Source organism: Pseudomonas sp. 2, from assembly GCF_056627435.1.
Genome location: NZ_JBWXNG010000010.1, coordinates 194,734 through 217,364, shown reverse-complemented (window position 1 = coordinate 217,364; position 22,631 = coordinate 194,734). Strand labels below are relative to the sequence as shown.

The window sequence follows — 22,631 nt, the reverse complement described above, 5'->3', positions numbered from 1 at the left end:
GCATGAACCGGAGAAAGCCCCGATGACGCGTCACTCCCGCCAGCTACGTGAAACACCCGCCAGCACCGCACTGTGCAAGCGTTATCAGAGCGTTCGCAGCCGTACCGAACAACTGGTTGCACCCTTGACCGCCGAGGACATGGTCGTGCAATCGATGCCCGACGCCAGCCCCGCCAAATGGCACATGGCGCACACCACCTGGTTTTTCGAGACCTTCCTGCTGGCGCCGAATGTGCCGGACTATCAGGTTTTCGACCCGACCTTCTGTTACCTCTTCAATTCTTATTACGAGGCCGTCGGCCCGCGTCATCCGCGCCCGCAACGTGGGTTGATGACCCGGCCAAGCGTGGACCAGGTGCGTGCCTATCGGCAGTACGTCGACGAGCACATGGCGCAGCTACTGATGGGCCGGCTCTCGGATGACACCATCAGCCTGATCGAACTGGGCCTGGCCCACGAAGAGCAGCACCAGGAACTGCTGCTGATGGACATCCTGCACCTGTTCAGCCTGTCTTCGCTCAAGCCGGCCTACGATCCGCGCTGGCCGAAGGATGCCGCCGGGCGGCGCGGTCGCTTCAAACCGCTGAATGCCGGCCTGACCCAGATCGGCCATGGCGGCGAAGGCTTTGCGTTCGATAATGAAGGGCCGCGTCACACCACTTACCTGCAAGCATTCGAGATCAGTGATCGGCTGGTCACCAACGGCCAGTGGCTGAGTTTCATCGCCGATGGCGGCTATCACACCGCCGCGCTGTGGCTGTCCGAGGGCTGGACGCTGGTGCAGGAGGCCGGCTGGAACGCGCCGCTGTACTGGCAGCATGACGACAGCGGCTGGAAGCGCATGAGCCTGCGCGGCCTGGAAGCCATCGACCCGAACGCGCCGGTGACTCACATCAGCTATTACGAAGCGGCGGCTTTTGCCAACTGGGCCGGGGCGCGCCTGCCCACCGAAGCCGAATGGGAAGCTGCCGCCCGCGCGGGCCTGCTGGAACAGGTGGACGACGTGGCCTGGCAGTGGACCCAGACCGCCTACAACCCCTACCCCGGCTTCAAGCCATCGGTGGGCGCGGTGGGTGAGTACAACGGCAAGTTCATGGTCAATCAGATGGTGCTGCGCGGCGGCGCCAGCGTGACCTCGCCCGAGCACTGCCGCCTGACCTACCGCAACTTCTTCCACGCCGAGAAACGCTGGATGGTCGCCGGATTGCGCCTGGCCCGGGATCCTCGGCAACCGGGCGTGGTCAACCCCCACGACAGCGAGTTTGCTCGCGACGTCATCGCCGGACTGTCGGCGCCGAGCAAATCCCTGTCCCCCAAATATTTCTACGACGCCAAGGGCTCGGACCTGTTCGAAGCCATCTGCGAAACCGCCGAGTACTACCCGACTCGCGCCGAAACGGGCCTGTTGAAAAACGTCGTCGGGCAAATCGCCGCGAGTATTCCCGAAGGTGCCGCACTGGTGGAATTCGGCAGCGGCGCCAGCGAGAAAACCCGCCTGCTGCTCGACGCCGCACCGCACATCGCCGTGTACGTGCCCATCGACATCAGCGCTACGGCGTTGAACAAGGCCGCCAAAGCGTTGCGCCAACGATATCCATCACTGGTTGTGGCACCACAGGTCGACGACTTCACCCGCGTGCTGACCCTGCCCGAACAAGCCCGCAGCCACGTGCGTGTAGGCTTTTTCCCGGGCTCGACCATCGGCAATTTCAGCCATGAACAGGCCGTGGAGTTCCTGCATTCAGCCCACGATGTACTGGGCGAGAACGCGCACTTCATTGTCGGCGTCGACATGGTCAAGGACGAACACACGCTGGTAGCGGCCTACGACGACGCCGAAGGCGTGACCGCGCGCTTCAACAAAAACCTGCTCGCGCGAATCAACCGAGAACTGGGCGCGAATTTCAACGTCGACGCCTTCAGCCACCTGGCCCTCTGGAACGCCGAACAGGCGCGCATGGAAATGCATCTGGTGAGCCAGGCCGAACAAGTCGTCGAAGTCGCCGGACAACGCTTCCACTTCGCCGCAGGAGAGCGCCTGCACACGGAAAACTCCCACAAGTTCACCGTGCAATCGTTCACCGAACTGGCAGCCCGGGCAGGCTGGACCGTCGACGAACACTGGATCAGCGAAGCCCCGCAGATGGCCTTGTTCAGCCTCAAGGCCTAGACCAAAAGCCAAGAGAACAACCATCCGTAGCAGCACGGCTTGCCGGGGGGATCGACCTTGAGAACGCCCCCGTCGAAACAGGCCTGGCGTTAGCCAGAACAAAAAAGGGGCCCGAAGGCCCCTTTCCAATCCCAATCTCAAGGCTTGGCGTCTTTCACCCCAGCCGTGTTATCCAACAGGCTCTTGGTCGCCGTCTGCAGGAAGCTGTCCAGCTTCTTGCGCAGCTCCGCCACATCCGGCGCATCCGGCATCAACTCGGCATGGGGCTTGGTGCCCAGCTCATAGCTGTAAACCTTCGGCTCCATCTCCTTGGGCTCGATCAGAATACGATTGCCCGTCACGATCGCCACCGTCTGCTCACTGCCCGACGGTTTGATCACACCAAAGCCCAAGTCACCCGCCGGCAGGTTCAACAGATCGCGGCCCCAGCACTGATGCACCGTCTCGCCACCCAGACGACCCATGATGGTCGGCACGATATCGATCTGCGTACCCACAATGCTGCTGCGCTTGCCGAACTTGTCCTGCAGTCCCGGCGCGATCATCAGCATTGGCACGTTGAAACGGCCCAGGTCCATCTCGGTGATCTGCTCGTTGTTGCCAAAACCGTGGTCACCCACGACCACGAACAGCGTGTCCTTGTAGTAAGGCTCTTTCTTGGCCTTCTCGAAGAACTGACCCAGCGCCCAGTCGGAATAACGCATGGCAGTCAGGTGCTCGTCCAGCGAGCCGTGCCCGGTGACGCGCTCCACAGGCAGGTTGGCCGGCAAGGCGTATGGCGTGTGGTTGGACAGTGTCTGCAGCAAGGCATAGAACGGCTTGCCCTTGGCCTCGCGCGCCTTCAGCTCCTCGGCGCCGCGGTCGAACATGTCCTGGTCGGAAACACCCCAGGTCGGGTCGGAGAACACCGGATTGACGAAGTCGTTGCGGCCGATGAAGTTGGTCATGCCCTGGTTGCTGAAGAACCCGGACTGGTTGTCCCAGGCGAAGTCGCCGTTGTAGACATACACGTCGTCGTATTTACGCGCGCTGAGCAGCTGCGGCAGGCCGGACAGCTTGTGGCTGCCTTCCGGCGTCTGCATCAGGTATTCGAAGCCCGGCAAGTTGGGGAAGCACGCCATGGTGGCGAACATGCCCTGGTGGGTGTGCGTACCGTTAGAGAAGAAGTGGTCGAACAGCAAGCCTTCTTCAGACAGTTTGTCGAAGTACGGGGTGATGTTGGACTCGTCGCCCAGCGCCCCCACCGAGTGACCGGCGAAGCTTTCCATCAGGATCACGACCACGTTCTTGATCGGCAGCGTGTTGCTGGCCGGCGGCGTGAAGTCGCGGCGGACGGCGGCCCTGTCGGCATCGACCAGCTTGTCGTTGGCGGTCAGCAGCATGTCACGCACGGTCTGCTGCGCTTCGGGCTGGGGCAGTGTGGCTTTCCAGATGTTGTCGCGGTCTTCGGACATCCGGCTCTTGGCCGCTGCGATCAGCGTCAGGGTGCCGTTCAGGCCCAGGGTGTTGGCGAAGTTCGATTCGGTGGTATAAGCATCACCCCAGCGCAGCGGCGGGCCTTGGCGCAAGGTGCCGCGAGCGGCGATTACAGCCACCACCAGGCACAGCACGAACACGCCGACCCGGGTGTACCACGGCGCGATCGCACGGTTGCTGGAACTGCCGATATTGAAACCGCCGCGAGGACGGGTCAGGCGGTCGATGCCCTTGAACACCAGGCTCAGCAGCCAGGTCAGCAGCGCCCACGCCAGCAGATAGCGCACCACCGGGTAGCCGTACCAGATCATGCTCAGCACGGTTTTCGGATCTTCCTTCACGTACTGGAACACCAGGCCGTTCAGGCGCTGGTGGAACTCACGGTAGAAGTCCATCTCCATCAGGCCGAAGAAGGTGGTCAGGCTCGCCACCAGGGTCAGCCAGAAACGGAAGAAGCCGCGCGCGGCCATCAATCGTGCGCTGAACAGCGCCAGCAGCAGCGGAATGAGGATGTAGACCACCAGGCGCAGGTCGAAACGTAACCCGTTGCCGAAGGCCTCGATGAACGTCGAGGCTGGCGTGGCGCCGATGCCTTCACGGTTGTAGACCAGCAGCGCCACGCGCAGCAGGGTGTACAGCACCATCAGCGCCAGGCCGCTCAACAGCGTGTAAGCCAGGTGCGATTTGACGGTAGGTTGCGGCGTGCGCGCCGGGGCGTCCGTTTTGGCCATGGGTCTTTAGATCCGTTGGATTCAAGTTTAGGTTCGAAAAGCCTGTGCGGCCGCAGCAAGCAGTGCAGGTCCGGTCGCGGGGGGCAAATATTACGTGAACGCCTGAGCTTTACCACCGGTGCGCAGCATTCTTCATGCTCGCTCGAAGGGCGACCTCTTCAAATCAGGCGTTGGCAAGGCAAAGCGCAGGGATTTTCCCGAAGAAACAGTGAAAATTCCGTCGTTTCGCCAGTAATCTCATATTTTCTTACAAACCAGTCACTTGAATGACTGATCGTAGAGTTTCAGCGCGTATCTGATCGCTTCGAACACCTGCGGTGCATGGGGAGCCAACGCCGCATTGTGCTCCAGTGACGCTTTCACGGCCTCGATCAGGCGCCTGATGCGCGGTTGCGGTTTGAGGATGTTGCAAGCCGATGCCAGCTCGAGAATGCCCAGTCGCGAGCCAAACAGACTTTTCGAGCCCGCCAGACGCAGCGCCAGACTGTCTCCTTCGATATAGGCCGTTGTGTTGACGATGTCGTACGCCGGGGCAAGGTGAGCATCGCCACCCAGCGGATCCCGGTACAAGAGCCCGAAATTCTTCAGATGGGCGTCGCCGTTGCCTACCATGCAGCTCAGGGCCACGATGTCGAAGAACCGCTCTCTGGATGACTGCACATGTTCGGGAGCACAGAACAGGGCGATGGCCCGCGCGATGTTTTCATAGCTTGAGTCGTACTTCTGTTCTGTGCCCAGGCCCATCAATACCGCCATGTCCTCGAATCCGATGGGACGCTGATCTGCCTCGCGGTCAAAGCGACGCATGACGAACAGTTGGCGATTGTCCGACAGATAGAACTCGGGCACCGGCATTCCCGCTCTGCGCGCGGCATCCATGCAGACGAACTCGTTGATGGCCAGTCCTGGGAAATCCGCCCTGCCCGACTTCACGATCAGCTCCGGCATCAGCAGAGTTGCCTTGGGATCCGCTGCAAAATCCTCCGGAACGATGACCTTGGGTTGCACCCCGGAAATACCGGTGCGCAGGATGTAGCTGTCCACCAGTTCGGCGAAAAGATCGTGCGCACCGTCCCAACTGAGAATCTGCGCCAGACTTCGCCCCTTGCCCTGAGTCGCGCTACCCAACAGCTGGTCAATCGCCGGCGAATGAACGGCAACCCGCCCGATGGGGGAGCCGCTGCCCGTCAGCGCCATCAGCAACATGGGATTGATGGGAGTGGTCTTGGCCAGACGGTTGCGCAGTTGTTCGAGGACATACCCTTCCGGCAGGTTCATCTGGAAAACCGGATGCAGGGTTCGCGACGTGAAACCCGCATCGCGCACGCCCATGGTCAGGCTGATCTGCGACTGCACCCCGGCGTCCAAGCCATAGCGAAAAAGGTAATCACCGGATTCGGCCAGAGACAACTCGCCGCTTTCGCCTTCGGGCGTATGAATTCGCACGCGATCCAGCGCTTTCATTGAAACACCTCACGCAGCTCTTCGAACGTCGGCCGCCGGGCAGGTGCCGTTTTGATTTCAGCATTCAGCGCAGCGAGCGCCTTGGCGTAAAAGTTGATGGACACCGTCGGGCTACCCCGCTCGACTTCCGCAAGTTTCTGCCGTGTCATCCCGGACTGTTCGGCAAGCTGGACCAGCGTCAGGCCTCTGCTTTTACGCATTTGCGCGATTTGCTGACCGAGGCGCTGGGTAATCAGAAGAGCGTCCATAAGTTACGTCTGCATAACATTTCAAGATGAAAGGAATATATACGTAACATCATACCCTCACAAGAAAATGTTACGTATAAATAACTTAAAATGTTAAATGTAACGTATAAATAACATTCAACCTGATAAAAACACCCGATTGCCGTACCGGCCAATCGGGCGTCGATGTCCATTGCCGCCTGCGGGCATTTATATCCGCACGTTCCCCCGCGGCCCGGCGATGGCCCAGATGATCAGCCCCAGCACCGGCAGCAGGACGATCAGCAGCACCCAGAGGATTTTCATGCCGGTTTCGGCGCCGCTCTTCAAGACGTTGAGAATGGCCCAGATATCGAGGGCCAGAATGATCAAACCAACCAGACCATTAAAGGTGGAACCCATGGTGTCGCTCCTTATTGAGGGCTTGCCCTTTTAGGAGTGGTGGCCTTTGGCAAGGGTTCCGTGGGTCGCCCTCGAATTCAACAGGCGTACGCCTCAATCCTGGCGCTTGAGCGCGTCCAGCGTCGGTTCGATCAGGATGCCCAGCTCGACGCCCAGCTCCATCACCCGCGCCAGGTCGTTGCCGTAGACCAGCACGGTCTGCAGCTCATCGTCCAGTGGCTCACTGAGGTTCATCACCACGTAGCCGCCCATTTCCTTGTTCATGCTGCCCATCTGGATCTGGATGCGGTTCATCGCCGTCAGCGGTTCGGTCTTGGCCAGTTGCTTGGGCTTGATGTTGAATGCCACGCCCGGACCGAATGAGGCCGTGATCTCGCTGAACAGGTCCATGTAAGTGTCGGCCTGGAACATCACGGTTTCCGGCAGGCTGCCGACCACCACCCATTCACCCAGCGGGATGGGGAAAGTGTCGTCGTAGTTGATGTCGGGATTGGCCGCCAGAAAGGTATCCGGATCGGCGTAGGCCTGGGCGGCTTCGTCGGCGATCTTTTCGATTTCCTCCTCGCTCATGCAGCCGGAGCTGATCTTGCTGATGAATTCGATGAGTGAGGCTTTCATGGCGGCGAACTTCCGGGGGATAAAAAACAGGCGCGAAGGATATCCGGAAATCCTTCGCGCCTCTATCGGCCTCTTACATCAGGCCGTTGTAGCGCCTCATGCACCCAGGCGGGTGAGCTGCTCGGCGGTTTCGGACGCGCCCATGGTCTGCGCGGCCATCAGTGGCGTGACGCCCTTGGCATCCTTGACGTGGGGGTTGGCGCCTTTGGAGATCAGGTAATCGACGATCGCGGTGCGGTTGAACATGGCCGCCATCATCAGCGCCGTGCGCCCGTCGGCGGACGCACCCTCTACATCCGCCCCGCCTTCCACGAGTGTTTTCACCACCGCCAGATCACCTTTGAACGCCGCACCGGCGATGGGGCTTTGGCCATTGTCGTTGCGAATTTCCGGGTCGGCCTTGTGCTTGAGCAGCACCTTCACCGCTTCCTGGTGGCCGTGATAGCTGGCGAGCATCAGCAGCGTGTCGCCCTTGTGGTTGCGCAGGTTGGGGGTCAAGCCGTTTTCCAGCAGGCGGTCGAGCATCGCGGCATCACCGGCACGGGCGCGGTCGAATACCTGCTCGGCGAACTCCAGCGCCTCCTCGTCGGTCATGCGCGTGGCGGAACCGGTAGTGTTCGGGGCATCAGACATTGCATAACTCCTGTAGCGCGGCATTCGGGCGCGTTCGATGAAAGGTTTTACGCGCAGAGCTCAAGGGATTCACGGCTGCGCTGATGGTCACAACGATGACAGCTCACGAGGAGTCTGACCATGAACCTTTTGGATGATCCCGATAGAAATTGCCGTTTATCGGCGCGACTGAAAAATGGGTGAAATCATTCGAAATGTTTCCGGAGCCTAGCGGTCAGACTTTTCAACAGCACTCCATTTCCTCCCTCCGCTGCCCTCCTTGCGTCAATGACTCCGGCAAAATGCAGGATGCCCCATCGGCCATTCATGCAAAATGCACGAAAGCAAAAAAACGCACAATTACTAATCTATTGATTTTAAAGGATTTTTTTATTTTACGTTGATGGCACAGTCACTGCACTAGTCCTTCCAAGCCTGTTTACACTGAGCAATGGAGCCGCTAGACATGACTTTCATCCAAGAGAAATTCGCTTCTGTTTTTTCCGATTTCGAAGTCACCACCCAGCCGCGTCCGGATGGTGGAGTGCTGCTTTCGCTGCGTAACAGCGAAGGCAAACAGATCCGTCGTTCGGTGTCTTACGCCCAACTGCACACACCGGTGCAGCTGGAATGGGTGATCAGCGCCATCCGTCGTGACTTGGCGGCCCAGGCGAGCGAACTGCCAGCCATCTCGATGCTGCAGAGCCAGCACCGCTTCGATCTGCCGACCTACCACACTCGCTAAGCCGCTACCGCTGCACTGCCTGAAGCATCCCTTGATTGATACCGCGATCGCCGTCTGGGCCATCGCGGTTTTTTTTTTGCCTTTCAACACCTGAGCGACGGTTGTCGCGTCAGCGGATGATCCCTCGGCAGAGGGCCTCGCCTACCGCCTGTGCCCGGTTGGACACGCCCAGCTTGGCGTAGATGCTCTTGAAGTGATGCTTGACCGTGGCTTCGGAAACCTCCTTGATCAAACCGATTTCCCAGGCCGTCTTGCCTTCGCGGGCCCACTTGAGGATTTCCAGCTCCTTGGGCGTCAGCGCCCGGGTCAGCAACTGCCGCCCCTTGCCCGCCACATGCAGCATCGGCACAAGACTTGTGAGCAGGTAACGGTCGGTGTGGGTCAACGACCGCGTCATGCCATTTAGCGAACACACAGTAATCACGCCGCGGTTGGCGCGGTTATCGCTGCTGTAGCCGTACGAAATGGCCGGCAACAGCTGACAGTCTTCTACCGCCGCCAGGTAGGCCGACGACGCCGGGTAGGTCTCGAATGCCTGTCGCCAGTCGAGAAACCCCATCTCGTGGCGGAAACAGCGCACCACCGGGTCCTCGATCATCAAGCGTCCCTGAACGTAGAGATCCTTCCAGTACGGATCGACATTGGAGGTGATGCAACTGAGCAGCGTACTCTCGCGATATTGATAAAGCATCGCCCGCTCACAGCCGCATTCTTGCCTGAGCCAGTCGAGGGCGTTGGCAATGGCCGCATCGCCATCCTGTTGGGTCACGCTGCTGACCATCTGCTGAATCAATGGATTCAATGTCCCTGTTTTCACGTTTTTCATTTTCCCCTCCGTATAAACATCAACTGTCGTCCCTGAGCGCTCTTTAGAGTTTGAAGTTGATTGCAGCCACCCGGACGCGCCAGGCCCTGCAGGAACACCGCAAGGCGTAGCGCAGCCCGGGGGCTGTCAGGCATCGACAGGACTAGGGTTACACAGTCGGAAGGGGTTAAACACAAGGAGGAAAACAAACAGTCTTGCCTGACTCACAAACAGGCAACGTCTTACAAAACAATAAAAACGCGCTTACAGTTTTGTCGAGCAAGCCACAAAAACAGCCCTATTTGTGACATTGGCAGTTGTACAAAGTTGTACGAACCAGAACATTTATACACCCATGAAAAAAGTTGCGCACTACCGTGTGCAACTTTCGTCTTGCTCTTTTATTCAGAAGCCAACACTTCAGTCATCCAGACCGGGGAACTGACCGGCAATATCGTCACCCGTCAATTTCGCGGTCGTGTCCTGCTCCCCGGCCGACAGATCAATGGTGACCAAGTGCGGCTGTTCTCCGATGTCGAGCCAGTGCCGGGTGCCGGCCGGGAGGCTGATCCGGTCGTTTTTCTCGCACTGCACGGCATACACGAAATCATCGAGATGCAGGCAGAGCAAGCCGCGGCCCACAACGAACAGCCGAGCCTGGTCGGTGTCGTGGAACTGCTCATGCAGCAAGCGGGTGCGCAACTCGGTGTTTTGCCCCAGGCCGCCGCTGACACTGACCACTTCGATCGAGCGATGGCCGCGCTCGGTCATCAATTGGTCGATCTCGGCCCGATAGGCACCGATCACCTCGTCCTGGCTGGCACCGGCGATAACCGGAGTCTTCGCCTGCCAGCGCTCGAACAGGATGCCGTGCTCGGCCAGCGTCGAGGCGATGTCTTCGAAGTGGGTCAGGACCTTGTTCGGCAGATCCGGGGATGACACGGGGTAGACGAACAGAATGCTCATGTGCGGGGTTCCTAGAGTTCAGTCAGCTCGCATGCGAGCAGCGGCCAGGATCGCGGCAGTCAGGGCCGCGAGGCTGGCGATGGCAAAGGTCCAGCTTGCGCCCAGCGCGTTCCAGCTGTACCCGGAGTAAAGCGCACCCATGGCGCCGCCGGTGCCGGACAGCGCGGCGTACAGCGCTTGCCCCTGTCCTTGCTGGCGCGGGCCGAAGCTGCGTTGCAGAAAATGGATGGCTGCCGCGTGAAAACTGCCAAAAGTGGCCGCGTGCAGCAATTGGGCGAAGATCAGGATTGACAGGTGGTCGGCAAAATTGCCCAGCAACAGCCAGCGCAACGACGCCAGGCCGAAACTGGCGACCAGCACATGGCGCACGCTCACTCGTTGCAGGATGCGGCTCATGAACAGAAACATCAGCACTTCGGCGACCACGCCCACTGCCCAGAGCATGCCGATGATCCCGCGGCTGTAGCCCAGGTGCTCCAGATGCAGGGTGAGGAAGGTGTAATAAGGCCCGTGGCTGAGTTGCATCAAGGCCACACTGACGTAAAAGGCCAGCACACCCGGGCTCGACAATTGTTTCAAAAAGCCCTCGCCTGCCAGGCGCTGGCTCGACTGCGCGGGCTGAGCGTTGGTCACCCACCAGCTGCTGGCGACGATTCCCGCCATGATGATCAGCAACGCCTTCGGATACAGATCCAGGCTGAACCACTCAAACAAGCGCCCCAGCCCGACCACCGTCAGGATGAAACCGATCGACCCCCACAGGCGGATCTGGCTGTAGCGCGCCGTCTGGCCCTGCAGGTGCGCAAGGGTGATGACCTCGAACTGCGGCAACACGGCGTGCCAGAAAAACGCATGCAGCGCCATGACCATCGCCAGCCAGGCGTAGGATTTGTCGACGAGAATCAGGGAAAAACACGCCAGGGTGCAGACGGCACCGAACCGTACGATCGCCAGACGTTGCCCGGTGTAGTCACCCAGCCAGCCCCAGATATTCGGCGCCACGCAGCGCATCAGCATGGGAATCGCCACCAGCTCGCCGATGCGCGCAGCGGGGAATCCCAGATGGTTGAAGTACAGCGACAGGAACGGCGCCGTGGAGCCGAGCAAGGCGAAATAGAACAGGTAGAAACTGGACAGGCGCCAGTAAGGAAGCGCTGCCACGGTCAAACGACCCTGGCAGCGACAACGGGCGAAGGCATCAGCGCTGGCCCAGAACCGGCGTGTTCACGCGCACGTCCATGTTCTGCCCGCGATGACGCAGCAGGTGGTCGAGCAGCACGATCGCCATCATCGCCTCGGCGATCGGCGTGGCGCGGATGCCGACGCAAGGATCGTGACGCCCCTTGGTGATCATCTCGACCGGGTTGCCATCGACGTCGATGGAATGGCCAGGCGTGGTAATGCTCGACGTTGGCTTGAGCGCCAGGTGCGCGACGATCGGCTGGCCCGAGGAAATACCGCCCAGAATGCCGCCGGCATTGTTGGAGGTGAAACCTTCGGGGGTCATTTCATCGCGGTGCTCGGTGCCGCGCTGGGCCACGCTGGCAAAACCTGCACCGATTTCGATGCCCTTCACCGCGTTGATGCTCATCAGCGCGTGGGCCAGTTCGGCATCCAGACGGTCGAAAATCGGCTCGCCCAGGCCCGGCATCACGCCTTCGGCCACAACGGTGATCTTCGCGCCCACCGAGTCCTGGTCGCGGCGCAGCTGGTCCATGTAGGCTTCAAGCTCCGGCACCTTGTCCGGGTCAGGGCTGAAGAAAGCGTTCTGCTCCACCGATTCCCAGCCCTTGAACGGGATCTCGATCGGGCCGAGCTGGCTCATGTAGCCACGCACGGTGATGCCCTGGCTCTGCAGGTACTTCTTGGCGATGGCACCGGCGGCCACGCGCATCGCGGTTTCCCGCGCCGAACTACGGCCACCGCCGCGGTAGTCGCGGATGCCGTATTTGTGGTGGTAGGTATAGTCGGCGTGGGCCGGACGGAACAGATCCTTGATCTGCGAGTAGTCCTTGGACTTCTGGTCGGTGTTGCGGATCAGCAGGCCGATGGAGGTTCCGGTGGTCTTGCCCTCGAACACCCCGGACAGGATCTCGACCTCGTCGGCCTCCTGACGCTGGGTGGTGTGGCGGCTGGTGCCGGGCTTGCGGCGGTCCAGATCGCGCTGCAGATCTTCCACAGACAGTTCGACACCCGGCGGGCAGCCGTCGACGATAGCGACCAGCGCCGGACCATGGCTTTCGCCGGCGGTGGTGACAGAGAACAGCTTGCCGTAGGTATTGCCGGACATGCGGGAGGCTCCGATAAATCGACCAAAATCACGAGGGCGCCAGTATACGCAGGGTCCGCGTCCAGATCACGCCCGAACCTTATTCAATTGACCGCGTCCAATTTCACACTTTATTGATGATGGCCCTGCGATGCTACGTGGTATGTCCCTGATTCGCGGCTTGATGCCGCTGCGAGTAATCGCCTTGACCCTCACTCTGCTGACCTCCCTGGCCCACGCGGGCACCCCGGTCGTGCTGCAACGTCCTATCAGCCTGGACACCGGCAGCGGAGAGCTGTTCGGCACTCTGCTGCTGCCCAAATCCAGCACGCCGGTGCCGGTGGTGCTGATCATCGCCGGCTCAGGCCCGACCGACCGCGACGGCAACAACCCTGACGGCGGGCGCAACGACAGCATGAAGCGCCTGGCCCTGATTCTGGCCCGACACAACATTGCCAGCGTGCGCTACGACAAACGCGGCGTGGCCGCCAGCCGCCCGGCCACTCCGGACGAACGCGATCTGTCCATCGAGAAATACGTCGACGACGCCGTAGCCTGGAGCGAGAAACTCAAGGCCGATCCGCGTCTTGGGCCGTTGATCCTGATGGGCCATAGCGAAGGCGCGCTGGTCGCGACCCTGGCCGCCGAACGCGCCAGCGCCCGCGCGCTGATTTCCGTCGCGGGCACCGGTCGGCCAGTGGATCAGGTCGTGCGCGAACAGTTGCAATACCGCCTGCCGCCGCCTTTGCTTGCGCGCAGCGAGGAGCTGATCGAGGAGATCAAGGCCGGCAAGACCGACGACAACGTGCCCGAGCCGTTGCAGGTGGTGTTTCGCCCCAGCGTCCAGCCATACCTGATTTCCTTGTTCCGGCAGAACCCGGCAGCGGCCTTCGGCAAGCTGAAAATCCCGACCCTGATCCTCCAGGGCCGCAACGACATGCAGGTCGGCGTCGGCGACGCCGAGTTGCTGCACCAGGCCAAACCCGACTCGCAACTGGCGATCATCGACGGCATGAACCATGTGCTGCGCATCGTGCCGATGGACATGAAGCGCCAACTGGCGTCCTACAAGGACCCGCAGTTGCCGCTGGCCAGCGAGTTGTCGGACCGGATTATGAAGTTCATCGATTCGGTGCCAGCGGCCTGAAGCGCCGCCGCCCCTCCCCCGTAGCAGCACGGCTTGCCGGCGGGGCGGTGTGTCAGGCGATAAACTCGTCACAGATATATCGCCCCGCCGGCAAGCCGTGCTGCTACGGAATGTGGGGCGCTCACAAGATCGATCCTCCCCTTCAGCTTCAGCAAAACCGGCCGATAGCGGGATGCTGGCATTGTGTTTGCCGAGCAATGTCTAGAACAGGATCGCCGTGATGACCCAAGCTACCCTTGAAGACCAAGCGCCCACCGAGACCCAGGCCCAGACCGGCGAAGTTGCCGCACCGGTGCTGTGGGAAAACGTGGTGGCCGAACATTTTTCGATGCTGCGCCTGGCGCCCTTGCCGACTGACCGCGCCACGGGCGGCCGCCCTCTGCGGTTCGTCGAGTTCGGCCGTGCGGAGCGCAACAGTAAGGATTTCAGCCTGCTGCGCCTGAGCTACAACCTGCCGGGGCAGAAGACCCGCAAAGAACAGAACCAGCTGGATATTTGGGTCGATCATGCCAACCGCTCGGTGCGGGTCGGCCCGGAATCGGGCCTGCAAGTGGAGCCGGCCAATCGCGGGCTGGGCCGTTTCATGGCCGCGCAGGGCATTCTCTGGGCGCAGAAACGCTGGTCCGAATACAAGATTGCCGGCACCGCCCTGTCCAACAAGGACGCGCTGAACGAAGACACCCGCCTGCGTCGCGACCACTTCCTCAAGACCCAGGGTTTCGAGGTGGCGTACGCCGATGCCCAGCACCTCAAGGGCACGATCAAGGACGTGAAGGTCGGCAACCTGAACAGCACCTGGAACGCCGACAAGGTGCAGATCGTCGAGATTCTCGACACCGCGCACATGCTGCAGCAGGCCGAGCAGAAGATTCAGGAACAGGAAGTCCTGATCAAGAAAGCCGAAGACAAAGTCAGCAAGTACAAGCGCGACGACAGCGGTTTGCGTTTCACCATCGCCTGCCTGGTGACGTTCGCGGTGTTTCAGGCGGGGTTGTTGATCTGGATTGCGACGCATCGCTGACGGCATCGCCCCCCCGTAGCAATCCGGCTTGCCGGCGGCAGCGGTGTGTCAGACAAAACACCTGTGACTGACACACCGCTCCCGCCGGCAAGCCGTGCTGCTACGAGGTGAGCTGCTTACGCCCGAGCGGCAAAAATCGCCTGATGCTGGCGGCACTGCTCGGCGCTGAGCATGAACACACCATGGCCACCGCGCTGGAAGTCCAGCCAGGCGAAATCCACTTCCGGGTACATCGCTTCAACGTGCACCTGGCTGTTGCCCACCTCAACGATCAGCAAACCCTTCTCGGTCAGGTGATCCGCCGCCTGGGCCAGCATGCGCCGCACCAGATTCAGGCCGTCATCGCCACAGGCCAGCGCCAATTCCGGCTCGTGCTGATACTCATCCGGCATGTCGGCGAAGTCTTCAGCATCAACGTACGGCGGGTTGGACACGATCAGGTCGAAGCGCTGGCCCGGCAGACCATCGAAACCATCGCCCTGAACGGTGTAGACCCGCTCTTCCAGGCCGTGACGCTCGATGTTCTGGTTGGCCACTTCAAGGGCTTCGAACGACAGGTCCGCCAGTGCTACTTCGGCGTTCGGGAACACGTCGGCGCAGGCGATACCGATGCAACCCGAGCCGGTGCACAGGTCGAGAATGCGCGCGGGTTCGCTGGCCAGCCACGGGGTGAAGCCGTTTTCGATCAACTCGCCGATGGGTGAGCGCGGAATCAGCACGCGCTCGTCGACGATGAACGACATCCCGCAGAACCAGGCCTCGCCCAGCAGGTAGGCGGTGGGCACACGCTCCTCGATGCGGCGCTTGATCAGACGCTGAACGTTGACCAGCTCGTCGTCTTCCAGATTGCAATCCAGGTAGTTGTCGGAGATTTCCCAAGGCAGGTGCAGAGCACCCAGGACAAGCTGGCGCGCCTCGTCCCAGGCGTTGTCGGTGCCGTGACCGTAGAACAGGTCTTCCCCGTGAAAACGGCTGACAGCCCAACGGATATGATCGCGCAGGGTGCGCAGGCGGGAAGTGATCACGAGAAACTCCTGGAAAAAAACGACGGGCGATTCTATCAGCCATCCGCTCAGGACACGACGCCTTGCACCAACGCGGCTCTGGCGGTTGAAACTTTCAACAGCCTTTCGCTGAATTTGCAGGCAATATGACAGTAACCGCGACCTGCTCGACGGCTTGAAGCCCGGCAAAAAAGCGACGCCTGTGAGCATTGAGATTCACAGAATCGCTCTGCCAGTGGACAATGTGGCAAAAGCCCCACTCGAAGGAGCCCCAGATGTCTGTTTCAAACACCGGTCCCAAGACCATGTTTCAACTCAGTGGCCGTGAATACTCGGCGGCCACCTTGAGCAATGCCACGCTGATCATCATCGACGCGCAAAAGGAATATCTGAGCGGTCCTCTGGCCTTGACCGGGGTTCAGGACGCAATCGACAACATCGTGCAACTGGTGGCCGCTGCGCGCATCGCCAAGTCGCCGATCATCCATGTTCGCCATCTGGGCACCGTGGGCGGCATGTTCGACCCTCAGGGCGAGCGCGGCAAATTCGTCCCGGAGCTGGTGCCTCAAGCTGAGGACATCATCATCGAAAAACGCCTGCCCAATGCCCTCAACGGCACCGTCCTCAACGACGACCGCACCACCCTGCATGGCCTGCTGGAAAACCTCGGCCGCCTGGACCTGGTGGTCTGCGGTTTCATGAGCCACTCCAGCGTCAGCACCACCGTGCGTGCGGCCAAGGAATACGGTTTTCGCTGCACCCTGGTCCAGGACGCCTGCGCCACCCGCGACCTGCCCACCCCGACCGGCGTGATCAAGGCCGAACAGGTGCAACAGACCGAAATGGCAATCATGAACGACAACTTCGCCAAACTCGCGTTTACCCGTGACCTGATCTGACCGACCTTCTCCTCGAGGAACTGCCCTGTTGATCCGCTGAGTCAGGTAACGTCTCGCATCATTTCCGGCAGTTCCTGAAGAAAAAGCGTACAAATACAGTCATACGGATTGTGACCCGTCTCACATAACCGCCTATCCGTTAAACGCTGATGTTTGCTTTTGAGCGGTGGCCGCACGGGAACCCCGGTGACACAAACGGGTCTGAGCGCCGATACCCATAGAGGAAGTCGGGATGAAGATAAACGATGGTTTCGATGCCCGTCGCCTGCGCCCCAAGGGCCCGAGCAACTGGCGCATGCGCATTGGCGCGGCCATATCAGCCTTGCTCGCGACCGCAGGCGTACTGCTGGCCATGGCCGGCGTGGCCAGCCTGATCGGCCACCCGGATGCCCTGGGCGAACTCAACGCCAGCCCCGCAGGCGCCGTGATCACCATTGTGTTCGGGCTGTTCCTGCTCTACATCGGCGTGTGGATGTGGCGCCGCAGCCGTCGTCGCCGTCGCCGCGCTGGCGAGTTGAGCATGTCTGCACACCTGATGAAGAAGCACGACTGACCCCTCCCCGCGTCATCCGCTGCCGTTTGCACGTATTAGTCGCGCCGTTTACGGCGTGACTTGGTTAAACTGGCGTCCTTCGCGGAGACCGACATGCAAGACGACGATTTTTCCCTGTTCAGAAACGAAACGCGCGGCATCAAGCCGCTCAAGACTGAACACGCCGATGTAGGCAAACCCAAGACCGATCGCAAGAACCTGGCCAAACTGCGGCAGGCGGCTACTGTGCGCTCGGACGCGACCATTACCGTGGACGGCCTGTCGGATCAATTCGTGATCGACGTCGGCCCTGAAGACTCGTTGCACTGGGCCCGTGACGGGGTTCAGGAAGGTCAGATGCGCAAGCTCAAGCTGGGTCAGATCAGCTTCGAGGGCAGCCTGGACCTGCACGGGATGAGCGTTGAACTGGCGCGGGAAACCATGTGGGAGTTTCTCGCCGAAGCGACCAAACTGGAAATCCGCTGCGTGCGCATCACCCACGGCAAGGCCGTACGCCTGGACGGCAAGAAGCCGATGATCAAGAGCCACGTCAACACCTGGCTGCGCCAGCATCAGCAGGTGCTGGGCTTTACCTCGTGCCTGGCCAAACATGGCGGCACCGGCGCAGTGTACGTGATGCTCAAACGTACGATGATGGAAGGCCGGGACGAGTAATCCGGAACATTCCACCGCCCCGTAGCAGCACGGCTTGCCGGCGGGGCGGTGTGTCTGTGACGCATTCATCGCCTGACACACCGCTCCCGCCGGCAAGCCGTGCTGCTACGGGAACCGAGGTGTATCAGCGCGGACCGGGGCCACCGCCGCCAGGACCACCGCCACCACCCGGGCCGCCACCTTCATAATGGCCGCCACCGCCGCCATGGCCTCCCCCGTGACCACCGCCCCAACCCGGTCCCCAGAACGGCCAGCAGCCGGACATGGCCGACATCACCGCGACAACCATCGCGACCTTCGCAATACGCCTCAACATGCTCGTTACTCTCTTGAAAACAGGTACTTATCACCTGCCAAGTCTGACAGCAGGACGCAGGCAAACTGCGTCGCCATTTGGTAGCCAGCCGGTATCAGACACGACACAGAACACACCTGGAAACGAAAAGGCCACATCAGGAAAACACCCCCGATGTGGCCTTTATTCAGTGTCTGTGCAGGGCGAGGACATCTACACCCGATCAAGGAAAGATGAATCAGCGACGATAGTAACCAGGCCCCGGCCCGTAGCCTCCGCGCCCGTCGTAATAGTGGCCACCATCATAGTGGCGATGATCCCAGCCGCCGTGACGGCCCCATCCAGGGCCAAAAAAACATCCCGAAACCGATGACATCAGGGCGATCACCAGTGCGATTTTCGCGATTCGGCTAAACATTATGATTACTCTCTTCATCCGGGCATCTATCACCCACTAACTCAGACACCAAACGGACACATTTCGACATTTTTGCTCGGTAAAGGTTAGGTAAAGGTCCCCCAGGCCCCGGCGAGTGGCGAGTTGTCGCACGTTAGTCGGTCGCCCGCCGTACCCCTCCCCGCCCAGCTACGCTACTATGTGCGCCTTTGCCGGCCACCAAGCCTGCGTTTTTTTGAACCCACACGGAACACAACCCTGTGACACTGGAACAGAACTACACCGCGATCCTTGGTCAACTGGGCGAGGACGTCTCCCGCGAAGGCCTGCTCGACACCCCCAAACGTGCCGCCAAAGCCATGAAATACCTGTGCCGCGGCTACGAGCAGACACTGGAAGAAGTCACCAACGGCGCGCTGTTCAGCTCCGACAACAGCGAGATGGTGCTGGTCAAGGACATCGAGCTGTATTCGCTGTGCGAACACCACCTGCTGCCGTTCATCGGCAAGGCCCACGTGGCCTACATCCCGAGCGGCAAGGTGCTGGGCCTGTCCAAGGTTGCGCGCATCGTCGACATGTTCGCCCGCCGCCTGCAGATCCAGGAAAACCTCAGCCGCCAGATCGCCGAAGCCGTCCAGCAGGTCACCGGTGCCCTGGGCGTGGCCGTGGTCATCGAGGCCAAGCACATGTGCATGATGATGCGCGGCGTCGAGAAGCAGAACTCGTCGATGATCACCTCGGTGATGCTGGGCGAATTCCGCGAGAACTCCGCGACCCGCACCGAGTTCCTCAGCCTGATCAAGTGACGCAGGCGTTCTGAAGAGGTTGCAAGCATGTTGATGAAGGCATTGAGGGTCGGCCTGGGCCAGTTGGTCATTCTGGGCGACCTTCTGACCCGTCCGGGCAAGAAGAAGCGCTCGCCCGAGGCGCAGGCGCGGGTCGAGGAACAGGCGAAGGACCTGACGCTGTATCAGTTCCACGCCTGCCCGTTCTGCGTGAAGACCCGCCGCACCCTGCACCGGCTGAACGTGCCGGTGGCCCTGCGCGATGCGAAGAACAACGAGCTGGACCGTCAGACCCTGCTCAACGAAGGCGGCAAGATCAAGGTGCCCTGCCTGCGGATCGAAGAAGCCGGCCAGACGGTGTGGATGTACGAATCCAAAGTGATCATCGATTACCTGGAAAAGCGTTTCGCAGCCGTTTGAGACCTTCGCGATCCCGTAGCAGCACGGCTTGCCGGCGGGGCGGTGTGTCAGTCGATGAATTCGTCACAGACATATCGCATTCGCCAGCAAGCCGGCTCCCACAGGTTCGATACTCGCAGGCTCGCGCCATTTTTGTTCGGCAAGCCGTGCTGCTACGGGGCATGCATGACTACCTCGGACAACCTTCCTGCCGGCACGCCACGAATTTCTTCAACTGCTCGACCCGCACCCGGGTCTGATCGGCCAGGCACTGGGCCTGCTCAAGCGGCCAGATCGAGCCGGAATCCTCGCGCCTGCCCACCTGATACAAACAATCGGCATCGCGAAAGGCGATCCACTTCTTCTGCGCGTCCTGCAGGGCCTTCTTCTCGCCCGGGCTCTTCAGATACGCCATCTGTGCCTTGTACTGCTTGTTCAGCTCGGCATCCAGTGCCGCGTATTGCTTGCTCGCGCACTGGTTCATCGAGGCCTGGGTGCTGTCGCAATCCTCGGCCTGAGCCGCCATGCTCAAGGCGGCCATGCTCAAACCCAGCGCAGCCACGATGACCTTCATCCTGTTTACCATCCCATGCTCCCTTCTGTTGCGTGATCGTCAGTCCAGCATACCCACATAACCGGGTTGCTGCTGAACCTGGGCCAACCAGCGCTGGATCGACGGGAACGGCGCCAGGTCAAAACCGCCCTGATGGGCCACGTGGGTGTAGGCATAGAGCGCGATGTCGGCGATGGAGAACTGTTCGCCGACCAGGAACGAAGTCTGCTTGAGTTGCTTCTCCATGACCTTCAACGCCTTGTAGCCGCGTTTCTGCAAGATCTGGTATTCCTCCAGACGCTCGTCAGGCAGGCCCAGATAGAACTGAATGAAACGCGCCACGGCGATGGTCGGCTCATGGCTGTACTGCTCGAAGAACTGCCATTGCAGCATCTGCGTGCGCAGCCGCGGCTCGGTCAGCAGGTACGGCGTGCCTTCGGCCAGGAAGTTGAGAATCGCGTTGGACTCCCACAGGCAGGTGCCGTCTTCGAGCTCCAGCACCGGGATCTTGCCGTTGGGGTTCTTTTCCAGAAACGCTTCGGTTTCGGTTTCACCCTTGAGGATGTCCACCGGCACCCATTCGTATTGCGCGCCCAACAGATTGAGCATCAGTTTGATCTTGTAGCAGTTGCCCGAGTTGTAATCGCCGTAAACCTTGTACATCGCCGCGCTCCCCTTCAATCCGCTTTCAATACTGTATCAGGCTGCCAAGTCGGCCTGTGCTTCTCTGATGACTGCCGCCAGACGCTTCAAGCCTTCGTCCAGCCGCGCCGGATCGATGTGGCTGAAATTGAGCCGCAAGTAACCGGGATTGGCGTCCGGGTCGGTGAAAAACGGCTCGCCCGGCATGAACGCCACGTCTTGCGCCAGCGCCCGGTCAAGCAGGCGGCGGGTGTCGATCCGGTTGCGCAGCGTCAGCCAGAAAAACAAGCCGCCCTGCGGGCTGTTCCATTCGGCCAGATCGCTGAAATGCCGCTGCAGCGCGGCTTCGAACTGGTCGCGCCGGCTCCGGTAGAAATCACGCAGTTCCAGCAGATGTTGCTGATACTGCTCACTGCCGATCCACTGCAACGCCTGCCACTGGCCCACCCGGTTGGTGTGCAGATCGGCGGCCTGCTTGAGTTTGAGCAGGTGCGGAAACAGGTCTTTGGACGCGATCAGGTAACCGACCCGCAAGCCCGGCATCAGGGTTTTCGACACGGTGCCGGTGTAGATCCAGCTGGCATTCTTCAAGCGGCTGACAATCGGGCGCGCGCCGCCACCGTCGAACGTCAGCTCGCGGTAGGGCTCATCCTCGATCAGGGTCACGCCATATTCATCCAGCAATGCGGCCACGGCATCGCGCGCCGCTTCGCTGTAACGCACGCCTGACGGGTTCTGGAAGGTCGGAATCAGGTAGGCGAACGACGGCTTGTGCTGCTCAAGACGCTGGCGCAACGCATCCAGATCAGGGCCTTCGGCCAGCAGCGGCACGGTCAGGCAGTCGGCGCCGAACAGCTGGAAGATCTGCAGCGCGGCCAAATAGGTCGGGCCTTCCAGAAGAATTTCCGTGCCCTTGTCGATGTACAGTTTGGCCGCCAGATCCAGCGTCTGCTGCGAGCCGCTGACGATCATCACCTGGCTGGCGTCGCACTCGATGCCCAGTTCGCGCGCCTGCGCGGCCAGTGCCTGACGCAGCGCAGGCTCGCCCTCGCTCATGCCGTATTGGCCGATGCTGCGCGGCATGTCGGACCACTCGCTGCGAGGCAGCATGCTTTCGGCGGGCAGGCCGCCGGCAAAGGACATCATTTCCGGGCGCTGGGCAGCGGCCAGGATTTCGCGAATCAGGGAACTCTTCAAACGGGTAACGCGTTCGGAAAAAGCCATGAGATCACCGCTGGCGGACACAAATGGAAATAGGTCAAACTGTTTGACCGAAATTACGACGACGCGACCGGATACGTCAATATGCTTGACCTTAAAAATTCAGCGACCCAGCAAATCGCCATGGAGGCGTTTTTCTTCGGCTACCAAGCGTTCACCGCCAAGGCCGATGAAATGCTCGACCGTCGAGGCCTGAGCCGCGTGCACCAGCGCATCGTGTTTTTCATCGCCCGCTACCCGGGTTTGAGCGTGAAGGAACTGCTGGGCGTACTCGGGGTGAGCAAACAGGCGCTGAACACGCCGCTGCGTCAGTTGGTGGAGATGGAGCTGGTGCTCAGCGTCGCGCCCGAAGACGACAAGCGCAAACGCCTGCTTGAGTTGACCGCCGAAGGCGCAAAGCTCGAAGAGTCGCTGCGTCGTGAGCAGGTCAAGTTGTTGCAGCGGGTGTTTGCCGACGCCGGGCGCGAGGCGGTGGATGGCTGGCTGGCGGTGAACCAGGCGTTGGGTAATACCCTTAACCGGGCCTGATTCAACTGTTCCGACCATAACGCTGACGGCTGTATTGCAACGAAATGT

General features: G+C 60.7%; 25 protein-coding genes. 10 read left to right on the top strand and 15 right to left on the bottom strand.

From position 1 onward, the window contains the following. Window positions 1-22 precede the first annotated feature (22 nt). Complete coding sequence (egtB, locus tag AC1MEK_RS18220; RefSeq protein WP_480397672.1) at window positions 23-2,170, top strand: ergothioneine biosynthesis protein EgtB; 2,148 nt, start codon at window positions 23-25, stop codon at window positions 2,168-2,170. Between the two features lie 137 nt (window positions 2,171-2,307). On the opposite strand, the gene AC1MEK_RS18215 is transcribed toward egtB, so the two are convergent. The 6 genes from AC1MEK_RS18215 to AC1MEK_RS18190 all read right to left on the bottom strand — a co-directional run bounded on the left by AC1MEK_RS18215 (window position 2,308) and on the right by AC1MEK_RS18190 (window position 7,721). Continuing rightward, on the bottom strand, window positions 2,308-4,377 hold the full coding sequence (locus AC1MEK_RS18215) for an LTA synthase family protein (protein WP_480397671.1): 2,070 nt from the start codon (window positions 4,375-4,377) through the stop codon (window positions 2,308-2,310). Window positions 4,378-4,635: 258 nt separating this feature from the next. Continuing rightward, window positions 4,636-5,841: a type II toxin-antitoxin system HipA family toxin gene (locus AC1MEK_RS18210; protein ID WP_480397670.1), complete on the bottom strand. Its 1,206-nt coding sequence runs from the start codon at window positions 5,839-5,841 to the stop codon at window positions 4,636-4,638. Next, the gene (locus AC1MEK_RS18205; protein ID WP_480397669.1) at window positions 5,838-6,089 is read right to left on the bottom strand and encodes a helix-turn-helix domain-containing protein; all 252 of its coding nucleotides are present in this window, start codon (window positions 6,087-6,089) and stop codon (window positions 5,838-5,840) included. Before AC1MEK_RS18205 ends, AC1MEK_RS18210 begins: the two co-directional genes overlap by 4 nt. Before the next feature lie 189 nt (window positions 6,090-6,278). Then, window positions 6,279-6,470 (bottom strand): PLDc N-terminal domain-containing protein, encoded by a 192-nt coding sequence (locus AC1MEK_RS18200; RefSeq protein WP_480397668.1) that lies wholly within the window; start codon window positions 6,468-6,470, stop codon window positions 6,279-6,281. 93 nt (window positions 6,471-6,563) lie between these two features. Next, complete coding sequence (locus tag AC1MEK_RS18195) at window positions 6,564-7,088, bottom strand: hypothetical protein (protein WP_480397667.1); 525 nt, start codon at window positions 7,086-7,088, stop codon at window positions 6,564-6,566. A gap of 96 nt (window positions 7,089-7,184) precedes the next feature. Then, a complete protein-coding gene (locus tag AC1MEK_RS18190) occupies window positions 7,185-7,721 on the bottom strand; it encodes an ankyrin repeat domain-containing protein (RefSeq protein WP_480397666.1) in 537 nt (178 codons plus the stop codon). Window positions 7,722-8,166: 445 nt separating this feature from the next. Here AC1MEK_RS18190 and AC1MEK_RS18185 point away from each other — a divergent pair, with 445 nt between their 5' ends. Beyond that, entirely contained in the window at window positions 8,167-8,445 is a 279-nt protein-coding gene (locus tag AC1MEK_RS18185; RefSeq protein ID WP_480397665.1) for a DUF3509 domain-containing protein, read from the top strand. A 109-nt stretch (window positions 8,446-8,554) separates the two neighbouring features. Here the strand turns inward: AC1MEK_RS18185 and AC1MEK_RS18180 are convergent, their stop codons facing one another. The 4 genes from AC1MEK_RS18180 to aroC all read right to left on the bottom strand — a co-directional run bounded on the left by AC1MEK_RS18180 (window position 8,555) and on the right by aroC (window position 12,506). Then, window positions 8,555-9,271: a helix-turn-helix transcriptional regulator gene (locus AC1MEK_RS18180; RefSeq protein WP_480397664.1), complete on the bottom strand. Its 717-nt coding sequence runs from the start codon at window positions 9,269-9,271 to the stop codon at window positions 8,555-8,557. Window positions 9,272-9,670: 399 nt separating this feature from the next. After that, entirely contained in the window at window positions 9,671-10,216 is a 546-nt protein-coding gene (locus AC1MEK_RS18175; protein WP_480397663.1) for a 1,2-dihydroxy-3-keto-5-methylthiopentene dioxygenase, read from the bottom strand. Window positions 10,217-10,234: 18 nt separating this feature from the next. Further along, window positions 10,235-11,377: an MFS transporter gene (locus tag AC1MEK_RS18170; protein ID WP_480397662.1), complete on the bottom strand. Its 1,143-nt coding sequence runs from the start codon at window positions 11,375-11,377 to the stop codon at window positions 10,235-10,237. Window positions 11,378-11,414: 37 nt separating this feature from the next. Beyond that, the gene (aroC, locus tag AC1MEK_RS18165) at window positions 11,415-12,506 is read right to left on the bottom strand and encodes a chorismate synthase (RefSeq protein WP_480397661.1); all 1,092 of its coding nucleotides are present in this window, start codon (window positions 12,504-12,506) and stop codon (window positions 11,415-11,417) included. Window positions 12,507-12,636: 130 nt separating this feature from the next. On the opposite strand from aroC, the gene AC1MEK_RS18160 reads away from it, so the two are divergent. Further along, window positions 12,637-13,632: an alpha/beta hydrolase gene (locus AC1MEK_RS18160; protein WP_480397660.1), complete on the top strand. Its 996-nt coding sequence runs from the start codon at window positions 12,637-12,639 to the stop codon at window positions 13,630-13,632. A 220-nt stretch (window positions 13,633-13,852) separates the two neighbouring features. Then, complete coding sequence (locus AC1MEK_RS18155; RefSeq protein WP_480397659.1) at window positions 13,853-14,653, top strand: hypothetical protein; 801 nt, start codon at window positions 13,853-13,855, stop codon at window positions 14,651-14,653. 116 nt (window positions 14,654-14,769) lie between these two features. Here the strand turns inward: AC1MEK_RS18155 and prmB are convergent, their stop codons facing one another. After that, on the bottom strand, window positions 14,770-15,678 hold the full coding sequence (gene prmB, locus AC1MEK_RS18150) for a 50S ribosomal protein L3 N(5)-glutamine methyltransferase (protein WP_480397658.1): 909 nt from the start codon (window positions 15,676-15,678) through the stop codon (window positions 14,770-14,772). A gap of 254 nt (window positions 15,679-15,932) precedes the next feature. On the opposite strand from prmB, the gene AC1MEK_RS18145 reads away from it, so the two are divergent. From AC1MEK_RS18145 to AC1MEK_RS18135, 3 genes are all read left to right on the top strand, one after another. Beyond that, window positions 15,933-16,556, top strand: coding sequence for a cysteine hydrolase family protein (locus AC1MEK_RS18145; RefSeq protein WP_480397657.1), 624 nt, complete (start codon window positions 15,933-15,935; stop codon window positions 16,554-16,556). Window positions 16,557-16,788: 232 nt separating this feature from the next. Continuing rightward, the gene (locus AC1MEK_RS18140) at window positions 16,789-17,109 is read left to right on the top strand and encodes a hypothetical protein (RefSeq protein ID WP_480397656.1); all 321 of its coding nucleotides are present in this window, start codon (window positions 16,789-16,791) and stop codon (window positions 17,107-17,109) included. Window positions 17,110-17,202: 93 nt separating this feature from the next. Next, the gene (locus tag AC1MEK_RS18135; protein WP_480397655.1) at window positions 17,203-17,763 is read left to right on the top strand and encodes a Smr/MutS family protein; all 561 of its coding nucleotides are present in this window, start codon (window positions 17,203-17,205) and stop codon (window positions 17,761-17,763) included. A gap of 124 nt (window positions 17,764-17,887) precedes the next feature. Here AC1MEK_RS18135 and AC1MEK_RS18130 read toward each other — a convergent pair whose 3' ends face one another. Then, a complete protein-coding gene (locus AC1MEK_RS18130) occupies window positions 17,888-18,079 on the bottom strand; it encodes a hypothetical protein (RefSeq protein ID WP_480397654.1) in 192 nt (63 codons plus the stop codon). Between the two features lie 636 nt (window positions 18,080-18,715). On the opposite strand from AC1MEK_RS18130, the gene folE reads away from it, so the two are divergent. Together folE and AC1MEK_RS18120 are read left to right on the top strand one after the other, a co-directional pair. Then, window positions 18,716-19,261: a GTP cyclohydrolase I FolE gene (gene folE, locus AC1MEK_RS18125; protein WP_480397653.1), complete on the top strand. Its 546-nt coding sequence runs from the start codon at window positions 18,716-18,718 to the stop codon at window positions 19,259-19,261. A 27-nt stretch (window positions 19,262-19,288) separates the two neighbouring features. Further along, entirely contained in the window at window positions 19,289-19,660 is a 372-nt protein-coding gene (locus AC1MEK_RS18120; RefSeq protein WP_480397652.1) for a glutathione S-transferase N-terminal domain-containing protein, read from the top strand. A 169-nt stretch (window positions 19,661-19,829) separates the two neighbouring features. On the opposite strand, the gene AC1MEK_RS18115 is transcribed toward AC1MEK_RS18120, so the two are convergent. The 3 genes from AC1MEK_RS18115 to AC1MEK_RS18105 are packed head-to-tail and all read right to left on the bottom strand — an operon-like array spanning window position 19,830 to window position 22,058. Next, window positions 19,830-20,213 (bottom strand): lysozyme inhibitor LprI family protein, encoded by a 384-nt coding sequence (locus AC1MEK_RS18115; RefSeq protein ID WP_480397708.1) that lies wholly within the window; start codon window positions 20,211-20,213, stop codon window positions 19,830-19,832. A 39-nt stretch (window positions 20,214-20,252) separates the two neighbouring features. Next, window positions 20,253-20,855, bottom strand: a complete 603-nt coding sequence (locus tag AC1MEK_RS18110; protein WP_480397651.1) for a glutathione S-transferase family protein — start codon at window positions 20,853-20,855, stop codon at window positions 20,253-20,255. Between the two features lie 36 nt (window positions 20,856-20,891). Next, on the bottom strand, window positions 20,892-22,058 hold the full coding sequence (locus tag AC1MEK_RS18105; RefSeq protein WP_480397650.1) for an aminotransferase-like domain-containing protein: 1,167 nt from the start codon (window positions 22,056-22,058) through the stop codon (window positions 20,892-20,894). An 81-nt stretch (window positions 22,059-22,139) separates the two neighbouring features. Here AC1MEK_RS18105 and AC1MEK_RS18100 point away from each other — a divergent pair, with 81 nt between their 5' ends. Next, window positions 22,140-22,583 carry a MarR family transcriptional regulator gene (locus AC1MEK_RS18100; protein WP_480397649.1) on the top strand — a complete coding sequence of 148 codons (444 nt, stop codon included), beginning with the start codon at window positions 22,140-22,142 and terminating at the stop codon, window positions 22,581-22,583. Window positions 22,584-22,631 lie beyond the last annotated feature (48 nt).